Origin of the sequence: Bradyrhizobium tropiciagri, from assembly GCF_001189845.1 — a bacterium.
GTDB classification, from domain to species: Bacteria; Pseudomonadota; Alphaproteobacteria; order Rhizobiales; family Xanthobacteraceae; genus Bradyrhizobium; species Bradyrhizobium tropiciagri.
Genome location: NZ_LFLZ01000023.1, coordinates 48,880 through 70,152 on the forward strand (window position 1 = coordinate 48,880; position 21,273 = coordinate 70,152).

General features: G+C 64.5%; 17 protein-coding genes and 2 pseudogenes. 10 read left to right on the forward strand and 9 right to left on the reverse strand.

Features of this window, described 5'->3' with window-relative positions:
* The first annotated feature begins 493 nt into the window (after nucleotides 1-493).
* Nucleotides 494-2,668, forward strand: coding sequence for an adenylate/guanylate cyclase domain-containing protein (locus AKN84_RS49135; RefSeq protein WP_244485289.1), 2,175 nt, complete (start codon nucleotides 494-496; stop codon nucleotides 2,666-2,668).
* Nucleotides 2,665-3,852 (forward strand): hypothetical protein, encoded by a 1,188-nt coding sequence (locus AKN84_RS49140; RefSeq protein WP_244485291.1) that lies wholly within the window; start codon nucleotides 2,665-2,667, stop codon nucleotides 3,850-3,852. The genes AKN84_RS49135 and AKN84_RS49140 overlap by 4 nt, the downstream gene beginning before the upstream one ends.
* An 80-nt stretch (nucleotides 3,853-3,932) precedes the next feature.
* On the opposite strand, the pseudogene groL reads toward AKN84_RS49140, so the two are convergent.
* A pseudogene (groL, locus tag AKN84_RS19580) lies at nucleotides 3,933-5,572 on the reverse strand (chaperonin GroEL).
* A 45-nt stretch (nucleotides 5,573-5,617) separates the two neighbouring features.
* Entirely contained in the window at nucleotides 5,618-5,932 is a 315-nt protein-coding gene (gene groES, locus AKN84_RS19585; protein ID WP_050422292.1) for a co-chaperone GroES, read from the reverse strand.
* A 381-nt stretch (nucleotides 5,933-6,313) separates the two neighbouring features.
* On the opposite strand from groES, the gene AKN84_RS19590 reads away from it, so the two are divergent.
* Nucleotides 6,314-6,604, forward strand: a complete 291-nt coding sequence (locus tag AKN84_RS19590; protein WP_050422293.1) for an usg protein — start codon at nucleotides 6,314-6,316, stop codon at nucleotides 6,602-6,604.
* A gap of 112 nt (nucleotides 6,605-6,716) precedes the next feature.
* Nucleotides 6,717-7,274 carry a cupin domain-containing protein gene (locus tag AKN84_RS19595; protein WP_050422294.1) on the forward strand — a complete coding sequence of 186 codons (558 nt, stop codon included), beginning with the start codon at nucleotides 6,717-6,719 and terminating at the stop codon, nucleotides 7,272-7,274.
* Between the two features lie 133 nt (nucleotides 7,275-7,407).
* Here AKN84_RS19595 and AKN84_RS19600 read toward each other — a convergent pair whose 3' ends face one another.
* On the reverse strand, nucleotides 7,408-7,989 hold the full coding sequence (locus tag AKN84_RS19600) for a TetR/AcrR family transcriptional regulator (RefSeq protein ID WP_202814701.1): 582 nt from the start codon (nucleotides 7,987-7,989) through the stop codon (nucleotides 7,408-7,410).
* Between the two features lie 204 nt (nucleotides 7,990-8,193).
* Between AKN84_RS19600 and AKN84_RS19605 the strand changes: the two genes are divergently transcribed.
* Nucleotides 8,194-9,468 (forward strand): alpha/beta fold hydrolase, encoded by a 1,275-nt coding sequence (locus AKN84_RS19605; protein ID WP_244485293.1) that lies wholly within the window; start codon nucleotides 8,194-8,196, stop codon nucleotides 9,466-9,468.
* A gap of 160 nt (nucleotides 9,469-9,628) precedes the next feature.
* Here the strand turns inward: AKN84_RS19605 and AKN84_RS19610 are convergent, their stop codons facing one another.
* The gene (locus AKN84_RS19610) at nucleotides 9,629-10,879 is read right to left on the reverse strand and encodes a NupC/NupG family nucleoside CNT transporter (RefSeq protein WP_050422296.1); all 1,251 of its coding nucleotides are present in this window, start codon (nucleotides 10,877-10,879) and stop codon (nucleotides 9,629-9,631) included.
* 116 nt (nucleotides 10,880-10,995) lie between these two features.
* Between AKN84_RS19610 and AKN84_RS19615 the strand changes: the two genes are divergently transcribed.
* The gene (locus AKN84_RS19615) at nucleotides 10,996-12,219 is read left to right on the forward strand and encodes an MFS transporter (RefSeq protein WP_050422297.1); all 1,224 of its coding nucleotides are present in this window, start codon (nucleotides 10,996-10,998) and stop codon (nucleotides 12,217-12,219) included.
* A gap of 152 nt (nucleotides 12,220-12,371) precedes the next feature.
* On the opposite strand, the pseudogene AKN84_RS19620 reads toward AKN84_RS19615, so the two are convergent.
* Together AKN84_RS19620 and AKN84_RS19625 are read right to left on the reverse strand one after the other, a co-directional pair.
* Nucleotides 12,372-13,132, reverse strand: a pseudogene (locus tag AKN84_RS19620) (SDR family oxidoreductase).
* A gap of 14 nt (nucleotides 13,133-13,146) precedes the next feature.
* Nucleotides 13,147-13,908 carry a proteasome-type protease gene (locus AKN84_RS19625; RefSeq protein WP_050422298.1) on the reverse strand — a complete coding sequence of 254 codons (762 nt, stop codon included), beginning with the start codon at nucleotides 13,906-13,908 and terminating at the stop codon, nucleotides 13,147-13,149.
* Between the two features lie 297 nt (nucleotides 13,909-14,205).
* Between AKN84_RS19625 and AKN84_RS19630 the strand changes: the two genes are divergently transcribed.
* Entirely contained in the window at nucleotides 14,206-15,816 is a 1,611-nt protein-coding gene (locus tag AKN84_RS19630; protein ID WP_050422299.1) for an ABC transporter substrate-binding protein, read from the forward strand.
* A 115-nt stretch (nucleotides 15,817-15,931) separates the two neighbouring features.
* On the opposite strand, the gene AKN84_RS19635 is transcribed toward AKN84_RS19630, so the two are convergent.
* Nucleotides 15,932-16,225, reverse strand: coding sequence for a GYD domain-containing protein (locus AKN84_RS19635; protein ID WP_244485295.1), 294 nt, complete (start codon nucleotides 16,223-16,225; stop codon nucleotides 15,932-15,934).
* Between the two features lie 399 nt (nucleotides 16,226-16,624).
* Between AKN84_RS19635 and pdhA the strand changes: the two genes are divergently transcribed.
* Genes pdhA through AKN84_RS19650 form a run of 3 tightly spaced genes read left to right on the forward strand, consistent with a single transcriptional unit; the run spans nucleotide 16,625 to nucleotide 19,813 of the window.
* Complete coding sequence (pdhA, locus tag AKN84_RS19640) at nucleotides 16,625-17,722, forward strand: pyruvate dehydrogenase (acetyl-transferring) E1 component subunit alpha (protein WP_244485297.1); 1,098 nt, start codon at nucleotides 16,625-16,627, stop codon at nucleotides 17,720-17,722.
* Nucleotides 17,715-18,695: an alpha-ketoacid dehydrogenase subunit beta gene (locus AKN84_RS19645; protein WP_050422301.1), complete on the forward strand. Its 981-nt coding sequence runs from the start codon at nucleotides 17,715-17,717 to the stop codon at nucleotides 18,693-18,695. Before pdhA ends, AKN84_RS19645 begins: the two co-directional genes overlap by 8 nt.
* Before the next feature lie 20 nt (nucleotides 18,696-18,715).
* Nucleotides 18,716-19,813: a dihydrolipoamide acetyltransferase family protein gene (locus tag AKN84_RS19650; RefSeq protein WP_050422302.1), complete on the forward strand. Its 1,098-nt coding sequence runs from the start codon at nucleotides 18,716-18,718 to the stop codon at nucleotides 19,811-19,813.
* Nucleotides 19,814-19,834: 21 nt separating this feature from the next.
* On the opposite strand, the gene AKN84_RS19655 is transcribed toward AKN84_RS19650, so the two are convergent.
* Nucleotides 19,835-20,260: a carboxymuconolactone decarboxylase family protein gene (locus AKN84_RS19655; RefSeq protein ID WP_050422303.1), complete on the reverse strand. Its 426-nt coding sequence runs from the start codon at nucleotides 20,258-20,260 to the stop codon at nucleotides 19,835-19,837.
* A 155-nt stretch (nucleotides 20,261-20,415) separates the two neighbouring features.
* Entirely contained in the window at nucleotides 20,416-21,258 is an 843-nt protein-coding gene (locus tag AKN84_RS19660) for a transglutaminase family protein (RefSeq protein ID WP_050422304.1), read from the reverse strand.
* Nucleotides 21,259-21,273 lie beyond the last annotated feature (15 nt).

Here is a 21,273-nt window from a genome sequence, read left to right on the forward strand (position 1 = left end):
CGAGAGCCGACGCTCCGTGTTTGGTTCAGATTTTGGGTGAGCTTGAAATCCCGTCCCGACGCTACTGTGCGTGAATGCAAGCGCGATTGTCGGTTCGGTTTACGACTCTTGGGAAGAATTTTTTTTGAAATGTCAACTCACACCAACGTATGTTTACGGGGCCTGTGCATGACGTGGATATCGTGAGCAGCAGAACATTTCCGCTTCGCTGTGAGGTTGCGCAGGTCGTGTTGCGGAAGGGCAAGCGATGGATGTGCAGTCGCACATCATCGCTCGACGCTCGGGCGCCGCGAATTGATGGCGCAATTCATCGGGCGCACAACACGTGGTAGTGGATGCCGTAGCCGGACACCGCCTTTGGCACAATTCGCATGGTCCATCGGGCCGGCCGCAGCCGAATTGCTGCAAACAAGGAGTGCCGGGCGGGACATGTTGGGATAACCTTGGTCCGCCGTGGTCCATTCGGCCAGCCGTCAACCCGTCGGTGAAGCCAATGCAGCAGATTGCGGAATGGCTCGAGAAGCTGGGGCTTGGGCAATACGCGCTGCGTTTTGCCGAGAACGGCATCGACGTCGGTGTTCTTCCCGAATTGACCGATGAAGACTTCGACAGGCTCGGCGTCTTGCTCGGCCATCGCCGCAAGATGCTGCGCGCGATCGCCGATCTCAATCAAGCCGAACTGATCGCCGCGTCGGTTTCACCGCACGATGCCGAGCGCCGCCATCTCACCGTGATGTTCTGCGACCTGGTCGGCTCGACGGCCTTGTCGGCGCGTCTCGATCCCGAGGACATGTGGGAAGTCATCCGCGCCTATCGTGCGGCCTGTGTGCGGGTGATCGCGACATACGATGGCGTTGTTGCCAGATTTATCGGCGATGGGATTCTCGCTTATTTTGGTTATCCCCGGGCCCACGAGGATGACGCGGAGCGCGCAGTGCGGGCCGGCCTCGATGTCATCGCCGCAATCGGCAAGCTCGAGATCCGCGCGGACGAGGGGGTTGCGGTGCGGATCGCGATCGCGAGCGGGCTCGTCGTGGTCGGCGACCTCGTCTCCGGCGCCGTGTCGGAGGAGCAGGCGCTGGTCGGCGATGCGCCGAACATCGCGGCGCGGTTGCAGAGCCTGGCGGAGCCGGGTGTCGTCGTCGTGGCCGCCTCGACGCGCCGGCTGCTCGGCAATCTGTTCACGCTCCGCAACCTCGGTCGCCGCGAGGTCAAGGGCATCTCCGAGCCGATCGCGGTGTGGGCTGTCGAAGGCGAGCCGGCATCGGAAAGCCGTTTCGAGGCGGTGCGCACCGCGCGTTTGATCGGCTTCGTCGGCCGCAAGGCGGAGATCGAATTTGCGCTGTCGCGCCAGCAACTGGCGTGGCAGGGCCAGGGCCAGGCGGTGCTGATATCGGGCGAAGCGGGTATCGGCAAATCCCGCATCGTGGCGATGCTCTCCGACAGCTTGGCGCCCGAGACGTATCGCCGTGTGCGGTATCAATGCTCGCCCTATCACACCAACAGCGCGCTGCATCCCTTCGTCGCTCAGCTCGAGCGTGCCGCCGGCATCCGCTCGGAAGATGCGCCGGAGCGGAAGCTGGACAAGCTCGAAGCCATGCTGGCGCTCGGGACGCAGCAGGTCGCCGCCGTGACGCCGTTGATCGCGGCGCTGCTGTCGATCCCGACCGGTGACCGCTATCTGCCGCTCGGCCTGAGCCCGGCGCAGCAGCGGCGGCAGACATTCGCAGCGCTGCTCGACCAACTCGAGGGCCTCGCCCGGCAGCAGCCGGTGCTTGTCGTCTGCGAAGACATGCATTGGGCCGATGCCACGTCGCTCGAATTGCTCGACCTCGCGGTTGACCGGATCAGGGGGCTGCCGATCCTCATGCTCATGACGTTCAGGCCCGAGTTCGAACCGCCGTGGGCGGGGCTCGGCAATGTCAGCCTGCTGCGGCTCGATCGGCTCGACCGGCAGGACACGCGCGCCCTGATCGAGCAGGTGACCGTCGGCCGGTTGCTGCCCGGCGAGATGATGACACAGATCATCGAGCGGACGGATGGTGTCCCGTTGTTCGTCGAGGAACTGACCAAGATGGTCATGGAGTCGGGGCTGCTCGTCGAGAATGCCGGACGCTATCGCCTCGACAATCCGCTGCCGCCGCTCGCGATCCCGGCGACGCTGCAGGATTCGCTGATGGCTCGGCTCGACCGCCTGGCGCCGGTCAAGGAGGTGGCGCAGATCGGCGCAGCGATCGGCCGTGAGTTCTCCTATGCGCTGCTGCGCAGCGTGGCCGGGCGCGACGATCTGACGCTTGCCGCGGCGCTCGCCCAGCTCGAAGAAGCCGAGTTGCTGTTGCGCCGAGGCACGCCGCCGGATGCAAGCTACAGCTTCAAGCACGCGCTGGTCCAGGAAGCGGCTTATGAGAGCTTGCTCAAGAGCCGCCGGCAACTGCTCCACAAGCAGATCGGCGACGTGCTGCGCGCCAAGTTTGCCGAGATCGCCGAGATCGAGCCGGAAGTCGTTGCTTATCATTTCACCGAGGCAGGGCTCGGCGAGACAGCGCTGGCGTGGTGGCGCAAGGCCGGTCAGCAGGCGCTGAAGCGCTCGGCCTATTGCGAGGCGATCGCGCATCTCGCAAGGCGGTCGCCATCGCCGATGAATTTCCCGACGAGCCGGGTCGGATGATCGGCCGGCTCCATCTGCAGATCGCCTACGGCCGCGCGTTGCGGGGCAGTCTTGGACACAGTGCCCCCGAGACGGTGGCCGCCTGGACGCGCGCCCGGCGGTTCGCCTCTGATATCGACGATCCGATCGAACTGGCGCCGATCCAGTCGGGCCTCTTCAACGCCTGCTTGACCCACGGCGAGCTCGCGCCGATGCGGGAGTTGGCGGAGGCGATCATGGGAGCGGCGGAACGGCATCGGGAATCGCCGGTGGCGACGATCGTCGCGCGCTGGACCAGCGGGGTGACCTGCTGGTTCGCGGGCGACTATCTGAACGCGGGCATCCATCTCGAGCAGGCGTTCGCTGCCTATGGGACCGAGCGGGATCCGGCAACGTTCAAGGCGTCGACGCTCGATCTGCCGTTCGTCATCATGAGGTTTCTGGCTCTCGTGCTTTGGCCGCGTGGCGAGATCGATCGGGCCCGGCAGCTCGCGGGCGCAGCAGTGAGCGTCTCCGGCGAACAGCGCGCGCTCGCGCGTGCCAATGCGCTGGTTCACAAGGCGGTTTTCGACGGGCTGTGCGGCAGCCGGTTGCGGCAGACCGAGACGATCCTCGCCCTGGGACTGGCGCAGGATCACACGATGCCGCTGTATGTCGCCGCCGGCACCTATCTCAATGGTTTGGCGAAATGGCGCGCCGGCGACCGGGCGGCAGGTCTCGCGGACATGCAGCGCGGCTGGACACTGCTTCACGAGAACGACTGCTACCTCTGTGATCCGTTCTGGGGATTGCAAATTGCGGTGGCGAACGCAGAGGCCGGCCTTGTCGAGGCGGGACTCGACATCATCAGCGAGCTGATCGACGCGACGGCGCAATCCGGGCAGCACTGGCTGGATGCCGAGCTCCACCGCGTGTTGGGTGAGCTGCGGGCGCGTCGCGACACCCCTGACATTTCCGGCGCCGAGGATGCCTTCCACCGCGCACTCGAAATTGCTCGAAGGCAACAGACGAAGACGTTCGAACTGCGCAGCGCACTGGGACTTGCACGCCTATACGTCGGCAATGGCCGGGTGGATGCGGTGCCGGGGGTGCTTGCGCCGGTGCGCGCAGGCTTCGATGCCGGGCAGGATCTCGCCGAGATCGGGGAGACCGACGAACTGCTCGGCCGTGCGGATTGGCCGGGCCGCCACTCCCATGCATCCTGACGGACGTCCGTGGCGATGAACAAAAACCCCGGCATCGCTGCCGGGGTTTTGCATTTCGTGTCTTGCCTTGAGTGGCTGGATCAGAAGTCCATGCCGCCCATGCCGCCGCCCGGAGGCATCGCGGGGCCGCCGGCGTTCTTCTTCGGCAGCTCGGCAACCATCGCTTCCGTGGTGATCAGCAGCGCGGCAACCGAGGCAGCGTTCTGGATCGCGGTGCGCACGACCTTGGTCGGGTCGATGATGCCCTTCTTGACGAGGTCGGCGTAGTCGCCGGTCTGGGAGTCAAAACCGTGATTGTAGGTCTTGTTCTCCAGGATCTTGCCGACGATGACCGAGCCGTCTTCACCGGCGTTGATCGCGATCTGGCGAGCCGGAGCCGACAGCGCCTTGCGCACGATCTCGACGCCGGTCTTCTGGTCGTCGTTCTTGGTGCGCAGGCCCTTGAGCTGCTCGGAGGCACGGAGCAGGGCGACGCCGCCGCCCGGGACGATGCCTTCCTCGACAGCCGCACGGGTCGCGTGCATCGCGTCATCAACGCGATCCTTGCGCTCCTTCACCTCGACCTCGGTCGCGCCGCCGACGCGGATCACCGCGACGCCGCCTGCGAGCTTGGCGAGACGCTCCTGCAGCTTCTCACGGTCGTAGTCCGAGGTGGTTTCCTCGATCTGCGCCTTGATCTGGGCAACGCGAGCGTCGATGTCGGCCTTCTTGCCGGCGCCGTTGACGATCGTGGTGTTTTCCTTGTCGATCATCACCTTCTTGGCGCGACCGAGCATCTGCAGCGTGACGTTCTCGAGCTTGATGCCGAGGTCTTCCGAGATGGCCTGGCCGCCGGTCAGGATCGCGATGTCCTGCAGCATGGCCTTGCGGCGATCGCCGAAGCCCGGAGCCTTGACGGCCGCGACCTTCAGGCCGCCACGCAGGCGGTTGACGACGAGGGTGGCCAGCGCTTCGCCTTCGACGTCTTCAGCGACGATGACCAGCGGCTTGCCGGTCTGCACCACGGCCTCGAGCAGCGGCAGCAGCTCGTTCAGCGAGGAGAGCTTCTTCTCGTTGATGAGGATGTAGGCGTCGTCCATCTCAACGCGCATCTTGTCGGCGTTGGTGACGAAGTACGGCGAGATGTAGCCGCGGTCGAACTGCATGCCCTCGACGACGTCGAGCTCGGTCTCGAGCGACTTGCTTCCTCGACCGTGATCACGCCCTCGTTGCCGACCTTCTTCATGGCGTCGGCGAGGAACTTGCCGATCTCGGCATCGCCGTTGGCCGAAATGGTGCCGACCTGGGCGATCTCCTCGTTCGAGGTGACCTTCTTCGAGTTCTTCTGGAGGTCCGCAACAACGGCTTCGACCGCGAGATCGATACCGCGCTTCAGGTCCATCGGGTTCATGCCGGCGGCGACCGACTTGGCGCCTTCCTTCACGATCGCCTGGGCGAGCACGGTCGCCGTGGTGGTGCCGTCGCCGGCCGCGTCAGCGGACTTGGAGGCGACTTCGCGCACCATCTGGGCGCCCATGTTCTCGAACTTGTCCTCGAGCTCGATCTCCTTGGCGACGGTGACGCCGTCCTTGGTGATGCGGGGAGCGCCGAACGACTTCTCGAGCACCACGTTGCGGCCCTTCGGACCGAGGGTGACCTTCACCGCGTTGGCGAGAATGTCGACACCGCGAAGCATCTTGTCGCGCGCCTCGACGGAGAATTTGACTTCTTTAGCTGCCATCTGAGTTTTTCCTTGCGAGATTTGATCTGGGAGGGAGGGAGGCGCTTAGGCCGCCTTCTTCTTGGAAGCGGGGACGTCGAGCACGCCCATGATGTCGCTTTCCTTCATGATCAGCAGGTCTTCGCCGTCGATCTTGACCTCGGTGCCCGACCACTTGCCGAACAGGACGCGGTCGCCGACCTTGACGTCGATGGGGGTCAGCTTGCCGGTCTCGTCGCGGCCACCGGGGCCGACGGCGACGACTTCGCCCTGCGAGGGCTTTTCCTTGGCACTGTCCGGAATGATGATGCCGCCAGCGGTCTTCTCTTCGGCGTCGATGCGCTTGACCACGACGCGGTCGTGAAGCGGACGGAATTTCATGCAGTCCTCCTAAATATTTGCGGATGCTGTAGATTTTTGGAGTGTTAGCAGTCCAGCCCAGCGAGTGCCAGACCGGCTGCGCAGGAGATAGGCCAAGCCTTCGCGGCGGGCAAGAGCCTCTAGCAGAAAAATTGGCACTCGCAGACGGTCGCTGCCAGGATCATTTCGGCATCCTTAATGCCGGCCCGAGGGGGGGGGGGCTATTAGCAGTTGCGGTAAGTTGCTGCTAACGCAAGAAATTTCAACAACCTATTAAACATTTGGGCTTGAGATGAGTTAGTCGCGTGCGTCACATTTCTCTCATGTGAGCGCATCCATTGCCGGTGGTCCGGCGGGGAAGGTCGGCCACCGTGTGAATGCGCTCCGTCACAGGAGGTTGGCATGGTCTCGCGAGTTGGTGGGGTTGTTTCCGACGATTTCCGGAAGCAGTTGTTGGGGTATGGGCTGACGACGGCGCAAATCCTCTATCGGATGCCGGATCATCCCTCGTTGCTTCAGACCTATGTCTGGCAGAACTACGACCTGTTTCCGAAATTTCCGGCGCTGCAGGATTTCCTCTCTTTCTGGCAGCGGAAGCTCGAGGGCCCGCTGTTCTCGGTGACGGTGGCGCATTCCAAGCTGGTCAAGCCGGCCGAACTGCGCGCCGTCGACGGCGTGTTCCGGCTGCATTGATCCGCTGAGGGCGCACGGCAAGGAGGCAAGGCGCGGCGATGCGCCTTTGCCCACCTCGCGCGGCGCGACTTGTGTTAGCCTCCCTCTGCCAGAAAAAGACGGGAGGCGAACAATGGCCAAGAAGACGGCATCAAGATCCGCAGCCAAGACCGCGGTGAAGAAGAAATGGACTGGGCTCGGCGCCGGTGCCAAGAAATCCTCTGCGCGCAAGACCATCAAGTCCAAGGGCCGCGTCTCGGCGGCGAAGAAAAGCGCGCCCAAAACAGCAACGACCAAGGCACGGCCGAAGCAGCGCGTCGCCATCAGCCATCACCGCGAAGAGGACTTCAAGGCCGATGGCTTACGCGCCTACGCCAAGTATCGCGACCTCGGCATCGCAGCCGCCTCGCATGGCCTCGCCCAGGCGCATGTGATCCGGCTGCAGGGACCGTGCAATCCTGATGAAGTGTCGAAGCTGCACTTCCACGACGTCGATTTCCAGATGGTCTATGTGCTCAAGGGCTGGGTGAAGACCTACATGGAAGGCGAGGGCGAGACGCTGATGAAGCAAGGCAGCGCCTGGACCCAGCCGCCGCGCATCCGGCACATGATCCTGGACTACTCCGACGACGTCGAACTGCTGGAAGTGATCCTGCCGGCCGAGTTCAAGACGGTGGAGTTGAAGGCGTAGTCCCTCGTTCGTCATTCCGGGGCGCGCGCAGCGCGAGCCCGGAATCATTTCTCCACTGAGGCTGCGGTCCGATGGATTCCGGGCTCGTCCTTCGGACGCCCCGGAATGACACGGGCACACGTCGGGACCCGGATCACCGCTCGGCGGCAGCCCACCTCTGGACACTGACTTCCGCCAGCGCCTCGAATACCGCCGGCGTGCGTTCCAGGCGGGCGATGGTTCGCGCGCCTTCGAGGGCGGCGACCAATGCGGCTGCGGTGGAGGATGCACGCGCGGGAGTGAAACCGCACCCCCTGAAATGCTCGGCAACAATCTCGGTCGAGTCGACAAATCCGCGCGCCACCCGTTTGGTCAGCTCGGCATCGAGCGCGGGTAGCTCGTTCGCCAGATTTTGCATGAGACATCCATACTGGAAGTCAGAGGCCACCATTTCGGCCGCGAATGCGCGGAAAATCTGCTGAACGAAATTAAGGGCATCACCCGCCGTATTCGCCGAGATGCTCCGCAAAACAGCAATTCTCGCCGCGACGTAATGGTCGATCGCTTCTTCTGCGAGCTGTGCCTTGCCGCGTGGAAAGTGAAAGTAGAACGATCCCTTGGGCGCACCGCTTTCTGCAATGATCTGGGTCAGTCCAGTCGCAGTGTAGCCCTGGATGCGAAACAATCGTTCGGCCGTGGCAATCGCGCGAGCGCGGGCGTCAGTCTTACGTGGCATGCCGCGAAGATAATACGTTTCGCTTGACGCCGCTATGGCGATCGCCATACTATGTGATCACCATAGTAGGAGAGCCCGGCGATGCCCTCCGACCAAATCCCAAGTCAGGAAACGTCCCGACGAGCCGTCCTGGCGATGGGGGCGGCGGGCCTGGTTGCGGCGTCACTTCGACCGGCATGCGCAAACCCCATAGGAGGAGCTGACTTGAGCGCATCAACGTATGGCGCGGGCACGCTGCCCAAAGGGGTCCGCTCGCGCATGATCCCTGGGGTCAACGGCCTCGATGTCCATGTTCTCGAGGCCGGTTACGAAAGTTCCGGCAGGCCGCTCGCGCTGCTGCTGCACGGCTTCCCGGACCTGGCTTACGGCTGGCGACACCTGATCCCAATTCTGGCTGACGCCGGGTACCATGTCGTGGCGCCCGACCAGCGGGGTTTTGGCCGCACCACCGGTTGGGTGAACGGCTATGACGCGCCGCTCGAGTCCTTCAGCCTCTTGAACATGACGCGCGACGCCCTCGGATTGGTTTCGGCGTTGGGATATCGGCGCACGGCAATGCTCGTCGGGCACGACTTCGGCTCGCCGGTGGCGGCCTATTGTGCGCTCGCCCGACCTGACGTGTTTCCCTCGGTGGTGTTGATGAGCGCACCGTTTCCCGGTCCGCCGGCGTTTCCGTTCAACACCGCGCAAAGCGAGCCATCGTCGGTTCAACCGAACACTGGAAATCAAGGTTTAGCGGCCGCGCTGGCAGCGCTCGATCCGCCGAGGCAGCATTATCAACAATACCTGAGCACACGGCAGGCGAACGACGACATGTGGCACCCCCCTCAAGGTCTACACGCGTTTCTTCGCGCATTCTTCCACGTCAAGAGCGCGGACTGGCCGGGAAACAAGCCGCATCCGTTGAAGGCGCCAACCGCAACAGAGCTTGCACAAATGCCCACCTATTACGTGATGGATCTCGGCAAGACGATGTCCCAGACCGTCGCTCCATTCCAACCTTCCGCCGCCGAAGTCTCGGCCTGCAAATGGCTCACCGAGCCGGAGCTTGGCGTGTATACGGAGGAGTACGGCCGCACTGGGTTTCAAGGCGCCCTCATGGCTTATCGCGTCTTTTCCGATCCTGGCCTGAACGCTGAGTTGCGCCTGTTTTCGGGCAAGACGATCGATGTCCCGTCGCTCTTCATCGGCGGGGCAAGCGATTGGGGCACCTATGCGGCGCCGGGCGCGCTCGATCTGATGAGGACGAAGGCGGCGACGAGGATGCGTGGCATCGAGCTGATCGACGGCGCCGGTCACTGGATCCAACAGGAGCAGCCGGATCGGCTCGGCACGCTGCTGCTCGCCTTCATCAAGGAGGCGGGTGGGGCGGATCACACCAGCGTTAGGCGGGATGAGTTTGGGTTGAATCGGCTTGGCGCGGTCTTGGTTCACCTCTCCCCGGCGGGGAGAGGTCGGATTGCGAAGCAATCCGGGTGAGGGCTCTTGCTCTCTCGATGGGCCGTAACCCCGATTTGCTGCGCAAATCGACCTCTCCCAAGGGAGAGGTGAACTTTCGACGCCGTTCCAGCTCAACCTAATCTCATCAGACTCTGGGTCGGGGCATGCCTGTCGTCGCTGTTGAAAATGCGGCCCGGCCTCACGTCATCGCCCCCACGATCGCGCCCATCAGGCACGTCGTCAGCGTGCCCGAGACGACCGATTTCAGCCCGAGCGCGTTGATCTCGTCGCGCCGCTCGGGCGCCATGATGCCGAGGCCGCCGATCATGATGCCGAGGCTTGCGAAGTTGGCAAAGCCGCACATCGCGTAGAGCATGATCAGCCGCGAGCGCGGATCGAGCGCGTCGGGGCCGAGCTTCGACAGATCGACATAGGCGATCAGCTCGTTCAGCACGGTCTTGGTGCCCATCAGGCTGCCCGCCGTGATCGCCTGCGGCCACGGCAGGCCCATCAGCCAGCACACCGGCGCCATGACGTAGCCGAGCAGGCGTTGCAGCGAGATCTTCGCGCCGCTGATCTCCGGCAGCAGGCCGATGATCGCGTTCGCCAGATACACCAGTGCGACCAGCACCAGCAGCATCGCGATGATGTTCATCAAGAGCTCGAGCCCCGCGGCGGTGCCCTTCACGATCGCATCCATCGTCGACGACACATGGATATCGGGATCGTCGAGCGACCCGCCGGTGCGTTTGTCCGTTGTCTCCGGGATCATGATCAGGCTGACCAGGATCGCCGCCGGCGCGCCGAGAACCGAGGCGATGACGAAATGCGCGGGCGCGTCCGGGATCAGCGGTGCGAGCAGCGTGGCATAGAGCACCAGCACGGTGCCGGCGATCCCGGCCATGCCGCCGGTCATCACCAGAAACAATTCGCTGCGCGTCAGTTGCGCGAGATAGGGGCGGATGAACAGCGGGGCCTCGACCATGCCGAGGAAGATATTGGCGGCGGTCGAGAGCCCGACCGCGCCGCCGACGCCGAGCGTGCGCTCCAGGATCCAGGCCATGCCGCGCACCACCGGCGGCAACACGCGCCAATAGAACAGCAGCGTCGTCAGCACGCTCATGACCAGCACGATCGGCAGCGCCTGGAAGGCGAGGATGAAATCCGAGCCCGGCGCCTTGGGATCGAACGGTGCCGGGCCGCCGCCGACATAGCCGAACACGAAGGCGGTGCCGGCGCGCGTTGCGGCGGCGATGGTGCCGACGGCATCGTTGATCGCGCCGAAGGCCTGCGTCACCAGCGGCACCTTGATCAGCACCAGCGCGGTGACGACGGTGACCGCGAGCCCGATCGCCGCCTGCCGCAGCGACACTTTTCGGCGATTCTCGCTCAGCGCCCAGGCGATCACGAGCAACGCCACCACGCCGAACGCCGATTGCAACTGCAGCATCACGCCCCCAAGAACCCTCACGCGATTATGGGTGGGGGCCCCGCGCAGCGCAATGCTGTTGCGCGTTCATCTCGAATCCATTGACAAGTTGCAGGCGCTCGGCCACGCAATCATCCATGTCCTCCGCCACGCCGGCCGGCGCCCGCGAACTGCTCGGCCGCAGACCATTCCTGTTCTTTCTGTCGTCGCGCAGCCTGTCGCGCTTCTCCAGCCAGATCGGCGCGGTGGCGATCGGCTGGCAGATCTATGACCTGACCGGCAGCGCGTTCGACCTCGGCATGGTCGGCCTGGTCCAGTTCCTCCCGACCGCGCTGTTGGTGTTCGTCGCCGGTCACGCCGCCGACCGCTTCGAGCGCAAGCGCGTGGTGCAGGCCTGCCAGGTCGCGGAAGCGCTGACCGCATTGTTTCTCGCCGGAAGCACATTTGCCGGCACCATCTCCGAGATCCAGATCTTCGTCGCGACCTTCGTGCTCGGCATCGCCGGCGCGTTCGAGAGCCCGGCGACCGCGGCGCTGTTGCCACTGATCGCCCCGCAAGGTTCGCTGCAGCGGGCCACCGCGATCTCGAGCGGCGCAGCGCAGGTCGCGACCATCACCGGGCCCGCGCTCGGCGGCTTTGCCTACGCGCTGATGCCGAGCGCGCCTTACGGCATCATGATGGTGTTCTGGCTGTTCGGCGCGCTGCTCACCAGTGGCATTGGCCGCTTGCAGCAGGCGGCGGCGAAGAACGGCGAAGTGTCGGACGATTTGTTCGCCGGCGTCACTTTCGTGCGCAGCAATCCGGCGATCCTCGGCACCATCTCGCTCGATCTGTTCGCGGTGCTGTTCGGCGGTGTCACCGCGCTGCTGCCGATCTATGCGCGCGACATCCTGCAAACCGGCCCGCTCGGCCTCGGCATCCTGCGTGCCGCGCCCGCGGTGGGCGCACTGCTGATGACGATGGTGCTGGCGCGGCACACCATCAATCGCCGCGTCGGCCTGCGCATGTTCCAGGCGGTGATCGTGTTCGGCGTCGCGACGGTGGTGTTCGCGTTGTCGCACTGGATGTGGCTGTCGGCGCTGGCGCTCGCGGCGCTCGGCGCCGCCGACACGATCAGCGTCGTGATCCGCTTCTCGCTGGTGCAGCTCGCCACCCCCGACGAGATGCGCGGCCGCGTCGGCGCGGTGAATTTCCTGTTCATCAACGCGTCGAACCAGCTCGGCCAGTTCGAAAGCGGCGTCACCGCGGCACTGCTCGGCACCGTGCCGTCAGCCGTGCTCGGCGGCGTCGCCACGGTTGCCGTCGCGCTGCTCTGGATGAAGCTGTTCCCGACGCTGCGGGATGTGGAGAAGCTGGAGTAGGGCAGGCTCTCTTCACCTCGCCCCGCTTGCGGGGAGAGGTCGACGCGAAGCGGGCGGGTGAGGGGGGCTCTCCGCGAGTTCGTCTCTCACCGTTCTTGTGGAGAGCCCCCCTCATCCCGACCTTCTCCCCGCACGCGGGGAGAAGGGGAAGATCAGCCCCGCCCCACGAACGGCATCTTGGTCGCCATGACCGTCATGAACAGCACGTTGGCGTCGAGCGGCAGGCCGGCCATGTAGGCGACGGCGTCGCCGACCGCCTTCGCATCCATGCGCGGCTCGTGCTTGGTGGTGCCGTCGGGCTGCAGCACGCCGGGGCCGTTGACCATGCGGTCGGTCATCGGGGTCGCGGCGTTGCCGATATCGACCTGGCCGACCGCGATGTCATACATGCGGCCGTCGAGGTTGGAGGCCTTGGTGAGGCCGGTGATGGCGTGCTTGGTCGAGGTGTAGGCCGCCGAGAACGGCCGCGGCGCGTGCGCCGAGATCGAGCCGTTGTTGATGATGCGGCCGCCGCGCGGCGTCTGGTCCTTCATGATGCGGAAGGCGTGCTGGGTGCACAGGAACGGCGCGGTGAGGTTGGTGTTGACGACGGCCTGCCACTGCTCGAGCGGCAGATCCTCGAAGTTCACCGGCGGCGCGCCCATGCCGGCATTGTTGAACAGCACGTCGAGCCGGCCATAGGTCGCCTTCACCTTGTCGAACAGCGCGGCGATCGCAGCCGGATTGGCCATGTCGGCGGTGATGCACAGGCTCTTGCCGGCGGGACCGAGCTTGGCGGTCTCTTCCAGCATCTCCAGGCGGCGCCCGGCGAGCACCACGGTGTAGCCCTTGTCCATCAATGCGAGCGATGCGGCGCGTCCAACGCCGGTGCGGCGCCGGTCACGAGCGCGATCTTGCTGGTTGCCTCGGTCATCTCTCAGTTTCCTCTTACTTGGTTTTTGCTTCGGTTTCGTTCTTGTAGGGTGGGCGTGGAATGTTCTGGTGTGCCGCGCGCAGCGCCGCCGACCAGCGCGAGCGCAGGTCGTGGAAGTAGGGCTCGCCGGCCTCGATGCGATGATTGAGGTCGGCCTCGCAGACGTCGGCGCGCACCACCAGGACGTCGATCGGCAGGCCGACGCCGAGGTTGGAGCGCATCGTCGAATCCATCGAGATCAGCCCGGTCTTCAGCGCCTCGTAGAGCTCGACGTCGTAATGCATGGCGCGGTCGAGCACCGGCTTGCCGTATTTGTGCTCGCCGATCTGCAGATAGGGCGTGTCGGTGGTGCACTCGATGAAATTGCCGGCGGTGTAGACCATGAACAGGCGCATCCGCGAGCCCTTGATCTGGCCGCCGAACAGGAACGAGACGTCGAACGAGATATCCTCCGAACGCAGCGCTTCGCCCTCGGTGGCGTGCACCGAGCGGATGGCGCGGCCGATCCGCTGCGCCGCCTGGAACATGGTCGGCGCGTTCATCAGCGTCTCGAGCTCGCCGGTGTGCGGGTCTTCCATACCCTCGGTCAGGGTCGACAGCACCGACTGGCTGATCGCGAGATTCCCGGCGCTGGCGATCGCCATGATGCGCTCGCCGGGTTTTTCGAAGATGTGCAGCTTGCGGAAGGTCGAGACGTTGTCGAGGCCGGCATTGGTGCGGGTATCGGCAATCATGACGAGGCCGTCGCGCACCAGAATTCCGCAGCAATAGGTCATTTCCAGTCCCCAACGGTCCGAGTTTCTCGGCGCCAAACGTGTAGCCAATTTCGAGGTCGCATCCAACCCTAATTCCCCGTGACGGGACATGCGGCAGCCGGTCAAAAAGGGAGCCCGATCGCGGAGATCGCCCGTCGGCATCTGTTCCCGCCATCAAGCTGTCCGGACTTGTGGGCTCCGGTCCCGCTCTGCGTTGCGCGCATCCGGCAATGATCCGCGCCCCCTGTCATTGCGAGGCACCCGGCCTTGTGATCGACTGCCCGCAACCGACAACAACAAGAATTCCGGGAGGCGAGAATGTCGTTCAAACTGGCCGCACGCGTTGTGATTTTGGGCATCGCGGCGATGGCAGCGAGCCCGGCATCGGCGCAGAAAAAGGGCGGCACGCTGCGGCTCTATCACAACGACAATCCGCCTTCGACCTCGCTGCTCGAGGAATCCACGATCGCCTCGGTGATGCCGTTCGCGGCGGTCTTCAACAACCTCGTGGTGTTCGATCCGGCCAAGGCGCACGAAAGCATCGATACCGTGATCCCCGATCTTGCCGAGAGCTGGTCGTGGGACGAGACCAACACGAAGCTCACTTTCAAGCTGCATCACGGTGTGAAATGGCACGACGGCCAGCCGTTCACCGCCAAGGACGTGCAATGCACCTGGCGGATGCTGATCGGCAAGAGCGAGACGCAGGACTCCAAAACACAGGACTTCAAGCGCAATCCGCGCAAGGTGTGGTACTCGAAGCTGAAAGACGTCAGCGTCAGCGGCGACGATGAGGCGACCTTCGAACTGACCGAGCCGCAGCCCGGACTGCTGGCATTGCTCGCCAGCGCCTTCTCGGTGGTCTATCCCTGCCACGTGCCGCAGCAGGTGATGCGCACCAAGCCTGTTGGCACCGGGCCGTTCAAGTTCGTCGAGTTCCGGCGCGGCGATTCAATCCGTCTCGTCCGCAACCCCGACTACTTCAAGAAGGACCGGCCGTATCTCGACGAGATCACGGTGCGCTCGATCGACAGCCGCGCCACCCGGATGCTGGCATTCGCGACCGGCGACTATGACATCACCTTTCCATCCGACGTCAGCATTCCCCTGATGAAGGACGTCAAGGCGCGGGCGCCGAACGCGATCTGCGAGATGACGTCGACCAATCTGCAGATCAATCTTTTGGTCAACCGCGTCAATCCGCCGTTCGACAATCCGGAGATCCGCAAGGCGATGTCGCTGGCGCTGGATCGCAAGGCCTTCAACAGCATCCTGTTCGAAGGCACCGGCCGGCTCGGCGGCGCGATGCAGGCCAAGCCGGAAGGCGAGTGGGGCATGCCGCCGGAGATCCTCTCGACGCTGATGGGCTACGGCGCCGGTACCGAGAAGAACCTCGCGGAGGCGCAGGCGATCATGCAGAAGCTCGGCTACAGCGATGCCAAGCCGCTGTCGATCAAGATCCAGACCCGCAACTTGCCGACCTATCGCGACCCGGCCGTGATCCTCGCCGACCAGCTCAAGAAGATCTACATCGTCGCCGAGCTCGATATTCTGGATACGCCGCGCTGGTACTCGCGGCTGCAGCGCAAGGACTACACGATCGGCCTCAATGTCACCGGCGTCAGCGTCGATGATCCCGACGGCAATCTGGTCGAGAATTATTCCTGCAACTCCGAGCGCAACTACACCCAGTATTGCAACGCCGAGGTCGACAGACTGCTCGCCGCGCAGTCGCGCGAGGTCGACAAGGACAAGCGCCGCAGAATCGTGTTCGATATCGAGCATCTGCTGGTCGACGACGCCGCGCGGCCGGTCATCCTGCACTCATCGGCCGGCAATTGCTGGCAGCCTTACGTGAAGAACTTTCATCCGCACGACAACAGCCAGTACAACAATCTGCGCTTCGAGGATGTCTGGCTGGATAAGTAACGCATATCGCCCGCTGGCGACGGCATACGCCGTCGTCCTCGTGCGCTTCGCGTCTTCCTTCATTCACGCGACCAAGAGCGGGTCGCGCAGGGACGCGTTGCGATATCCGAAGCCGCTATGGGAGTTCGGATATCAGCTTGGTCCACTCGGACTCGGGCCACGCCCGCGAGGTGCAGGTCCGAATGTTGCCCATCGAGCTGAGAGCAAGCGCGAGTTTTGTAATATTGTCGCCGAGGGGCGCTTCGGCGAGGAGAAGAATGTCATGCTCGCCGGAGGTGAGATAGACCTCCTTGATTTCGACACCGAGCTTCTGGGCGAGCTCTCGCGCCGCTCTGCTGCGCTTGGGAGCTTCCTTGACATTACGAATTCCCTGGTCGGTCCAGTCGATCCTCAATATGAATGTCGCCATGTCGTCCTCCAAGGGTTATGCATTCCCTTGTCTGCCGCGTGTGCGGCAGGCCAACTTGCTTCACGTTGAAGTTGAGGGAGCGCCACATAAGGCAGGCGCTGCTATCAGACTGAGATGCCTGCCGACGGCCTGACCGCCGCCCGTTGCTTCAAACGGCGACGTCGGCCCGTCCCGTCTCAAAGGGCAGCTCGATGTAGATTACGCCACGTCGCTTGTTCGAGAAAGAGGGCTCCCCGCGTTGTGATCGGGAGCGCGGCGGCGAGGCCCGGCGATCCCTCGGGCGTCGACGCGCGCGCCGAGAGAGAAGCCAAGAGAGAAAGTTGCCGCGGTATTGCATCGTTGCGGCCCGAACACCAAATATTTGAAGGTGGGAGGCAGAACCGCTCCAGGAGTGAGCGCGTGGGCAGCAAAAGAGCAAACGAAGAGCTCCCCGTCATTGCGCACTTTGAGGTGCGCCGCCGCAATTATCTCGCGCCCGACGGCTCGATAGACCGGCCGCTTCCCGCCTTCGCTACAGATGCCCGACTGCTCGTTGAACTTTACCGGTCGATGGTGCTCTTGCGCCTGTTTGACCGAAAGGCTGTTGCGTTGCAGCGCACCGGTCGACTTGGAACCTATGCCGTTTCGCTCGGCCAGGAGGCGGTGTCGGTCGGCATCGCGAGTGCGATGCGGGAAGATGACGTTCTGCTGCCCTCTTATCGCGACAATGGCGCGTTGCTCTGGCGTGGCGTCAAGCCGGAGGAGATCCTGCTGTTCTGGGGCGGCGATGAACGAGGCAATCACTTCTCCGGTCCGCGCCACGATTTCCCGTTCTGCGTTCCCGTCGGATCACAGGCACCGCACGCCGCCGGTGTTGCCTATGCCCTGAAGCTGCGCAAGGAGCCGCGCGTGGCCGTCTGCTTGTTCGGCGATGGCGCGACCTCGAAAGGCGACGTTTACGAGGCCATGAATTTCGCCGGCGTTCACAAATTGCCGCTCGTGTTCGTCGCCACCAACAATCAATGGGCCATATCGGTGCCGCTGCGGCTGCAGACGGGGGCCGAGACGCTGGCGCAGAAAGCCATCGCCGCAGGGTTCAGCGGCGAACAGGTGGACGGAAGTGACGTGGCGGCGATGTGTGCCGCCGCCGAGGAGGCCATTGCCGCTGCGCGCGATGGCAAGGGCCCTCACTTCATCGAAGCGGTGACCTACCGGCTCGGCGATCACACAACTTCCGATGATGCATCGCGCTATCGTTCGGCCGATGCAGTGCAGGCGCACTGGAAGGAAGAGCCGGTCGCACGGCTCAGATCCTATCTCGTCGGCCGGAAGATGTGGACCAAAGCGGACGAGGAGCAGCTTGCCGCCGAGTGCCATCAGCGCATCGAGGCGGCGGTGGAGTGCTATCTAAAGACGCCGCCGCGCCGAGCGGAAACCATATTCGACAACCTTTATGCTGAGCTGCCCGAGGCGTATGCCGAGCAGCGCCGCGAACTCGCGGGAGAGGACGATGCCTGAAGTCACGTTGGTCGAAGCCATCAATCTGGCTCTCGGCCGCGCCATGGCGGATGATCCTGATGTGGTCGTGCTCGGCGAGGATGTCGGCGTCAATGGCGGCGTCTTCCGCGCGACCGTCGGCTTGCAGGAGCGCTTCGGTCCGGAGCGCGTCCTCGATACACCGCTTGCCGAACTCCTGATCAGCGGACTCTGCGTCGGCATGGCCGCGCAGGGATTGAAGCCCGTCGGCGAAATCCAGTTCATGGGCTTCATTTATCCCTGTCTCGATCAGCTGGTGAATCACGCATCACGGATGCGCAACCGTACCCAGGGACGGCTCACTTGTCCGATGGTCCTGCGGACGCCGCATGGTGCCGGCATTCGCGCGCCCGAGCACCATTCCGAAAGCACTGAGGCGATGCTCGCCCATATTCCGGGCTTGCGTGTCGTCATGCCTTCGTCGCCGGAGCGCGCCTATGGACTTCTCCTCGCCGCGATCCGTGATCCAGATCCGGTGGTGTTCCTGGAGCCGACGCGGTTGTACCGCGCGGCGAAAGGCGAGGTGGATGACAACGGCGAAGCCTTGCCGCTGGATCTCGCCTTTATCCTGAGGGAAGGTCGCGACGTCACGCTGATCAGCTGGGGCGCGATGCTGAAGGAAACGATGGCCGCAGCGGACGCGCTCGCCGACGAGGGCATCGCTGCCGAGGTTATCGACCTCGCCACGCTCAAGCCCTACGATGAAAACACCGTGCTCGGTTCGGTCGCAAAGACCGGGCGCTGCGTCATCGTGCACGAGGCCGCGCACACCGGCGGATTTGGTGCGGAGATCGCAGCCCTCATTGCGGAGCGCGGACTATCCTCGCTGCTCGCACCCGTGACCCGCGTCACCGGTTACGACACGGTCGTTCCGATGGCCCGCCTCGAGCAACGCTACATGCCGTCGGTCGGACGCATCGTGACCGCAGCCCGAAAGGCATGCCAGTACAACTGAACACCAACGGACCTCGTGCCATGCGCCAGTTCACGTTGCCGGACCTTGGTGAAGGTCTTGAAGAAGCGGAGATCGTCACCTGGTACGTCAACGAGGGCGATCACGTCGTGACCGATCAGCCGCTCGTTTCGGTCGAGACCGACAAGGCGGTGGTCGAGATACCGGCGCCGTCGAGCGGACGCATCGCGCGCCTGTTCGGTACCAAGGGCGATATCGTGAAGGTCGGCGCGCCGCTCGTGGAGTTTGCCGAGGACGCCGGGCAGGACACCGGCACGATCGTGGGCGAGCTCGGCACCGGCGAGCAGCGGCCGGCGGCAGCACCGGCTTCGGCGCCGAGCGCGCAGGGAGCTCACGTGTTTCCGGCAGTGCGGGCGCTGGCGCGCAAGCTTGACGTCGCGCTCGATCTCGTCGAGGCGACGGGGCCCGGCGGCACCATCACGCGGGCCGATGTCGAGCGGGCGGCGAAGCGGATGTCTCACGGCGGACCCGCCGAGCCGCTGCGCGGCTTGCGCCGCGCGATGGCCCAACGCATGACGGCAGCGCACGCGGAAATCGTCCCGGCAACGGTCACCGATGAAGCCGATATCCACGAGTGGCGGCGGGGCGAGGATGTGACAATCCGCCTGGCACGGGCGATTGCCGCCGCCTGCAAGGCAGAGCCCGCGCTCAATGCCTGGTATCATTCCGGCGCGGGAGAACGGCGCTTGATCGGGCGCATCGATCTCGGCATCGCCGTCGACACCGGCGGCGGCCTGATCGTTCCCGTGCTGCGCAACGTCGCGGAGCGGAGCGTATCGGATCTGCGGGCTGGACTGGACCGTCTGCGAGCCGACGCAATCGCACGTGCGATACCCCCGGAAGAGCTGCGCGGTGCGACGATCACGTTGTCGAATTTCGGCATGATCGGAGGCCGGTTTGCCAATCTCATCATCGTGCCGCCGCAGACGGCGATCGTCGGTGCCGGGCGGATATCGGAGCGCGTGGTCGCGCTTCGGGGAGAGGTTGCGGTCCGGCGCACGCTGCCGCTATCGCTGACCTTCGACCATCGGGTGGTGACGGGCGGCGAAGCGGCCCGTTTCCTGGTTGTCCTCAAATCCGACGTCGAGCGCGTTTCGTGACGTCGCTCGTTCGGAACAGCCTCACGACTCCTGCCTTTGTCCTGCCGGTGCATCGACCAGGAATGCCTCGTCCACCGGCACGCCGAGCGCGGTAACCAGCCGGTTGGTCTCGGCCGCCATGCCGACGATCGCCAGCATTTCCTGATACTCGGCGTCAGTCATGCCCTTGGCGCGGGCGGCCGCGGTGTGGGAGTGAATGCAGTAGCTGCAGCCATGCGCCGCGGAGACCGCGACGTAGAGCATTTCCTTGACCTTCGGATCGAGCGCACCCGGCGCCATCACCTCCTTGATGCTCTCCCAGGTCCGCCGCAGCGTCTTCGGATCATGCGCGAGCGCGCGCCAGAAATTGTTGATGAAGTCCGATTTCCGCACCTTGCGGATGTCGTCGAAGACGGCACGCGCCTCGGCCGAGAGTTCGTCGTCGGAAAGCAGCTTTACGGTGGCCATGGTGTGTCCCGATGGTTCGGATGTGAGGTGACAGCGATCATAGCACCTTGGCCGTCATTGCGAGGAGCGAAGCGACGAAGCAATCCATGCCTCGGCACGCGGCCAGATGGATTGCTTCGCTGCGCTCGCAATGACGGGCGCCGAGAGAGTGCGGCCTACGACTGCGTCTGGCTCTGCCATTGCCCGGGCCGTCCGGCCTGGTCGACCTTGACCGCGACCGTCAGCGTCTCGTTGCCGCCGCCATAGCGGGTGCCGCGAACCGGGGCGGCGCCGAGATAGTCGAGGCCGATCGCAACGCGGGCATGGGCGTCGGTGGTGCAGATGCCGTTAGCGGCGTCGAAGCCGATCCAGCCGAGGTCGGGCACGAACGCCTCGGCCCAGGCGTGACCGGCCTGCTGGTTGACCATGCCGTCGGAGCGCAGGAAGTGACCGGAGACGAACCGCGCCGGAACGCCGCCGGCGCGCGCGCAGGCGATCAGGATGTGCGCGTAGTCCTGGCAGACCCCGCGCTTCAGCGCGAACGCCTCGGAGGCCGAGGTGGCGCTGTTGGTCGGGTCCTCGTCGAAGGTCATATGCTCGTAGATCTGCACCATCAGCGCGTGCAGGAAGCCGAGCACGTCGCTGCCGGCCTCCGCGCGCAGCTCGCGCACGAAACTCGTCATCGCCGGGTTGAGGTCGGTCAGCGGCGTGGCGCGCAGGAACAGGCTCGGCGGAAATCGCTCGTCGCTGCCCTTCAGCACCCCGCCGGTGTCCTGGGTCTCGACCAGGCCCTCGCAGTGGATGGTGAGGTCGCTGATCGAACCATGCGTCAGCACATGGGTGACGTTGCCGAACGCGTCTTCATGGGTATCGAGCCGGGAATCGGTCGAGACGTCGATCTGCCAATCGGCGACATACTGGCCGTCATGGCTGCCCGGCGTCATCCGCAGAATCTGGATCACGCCCGAGGCCGCCGGCTCGTAGCGATAGGTGGTGGTGTGGGCTATCCGCAGGCGCATGTGCGTTCCAGTAGG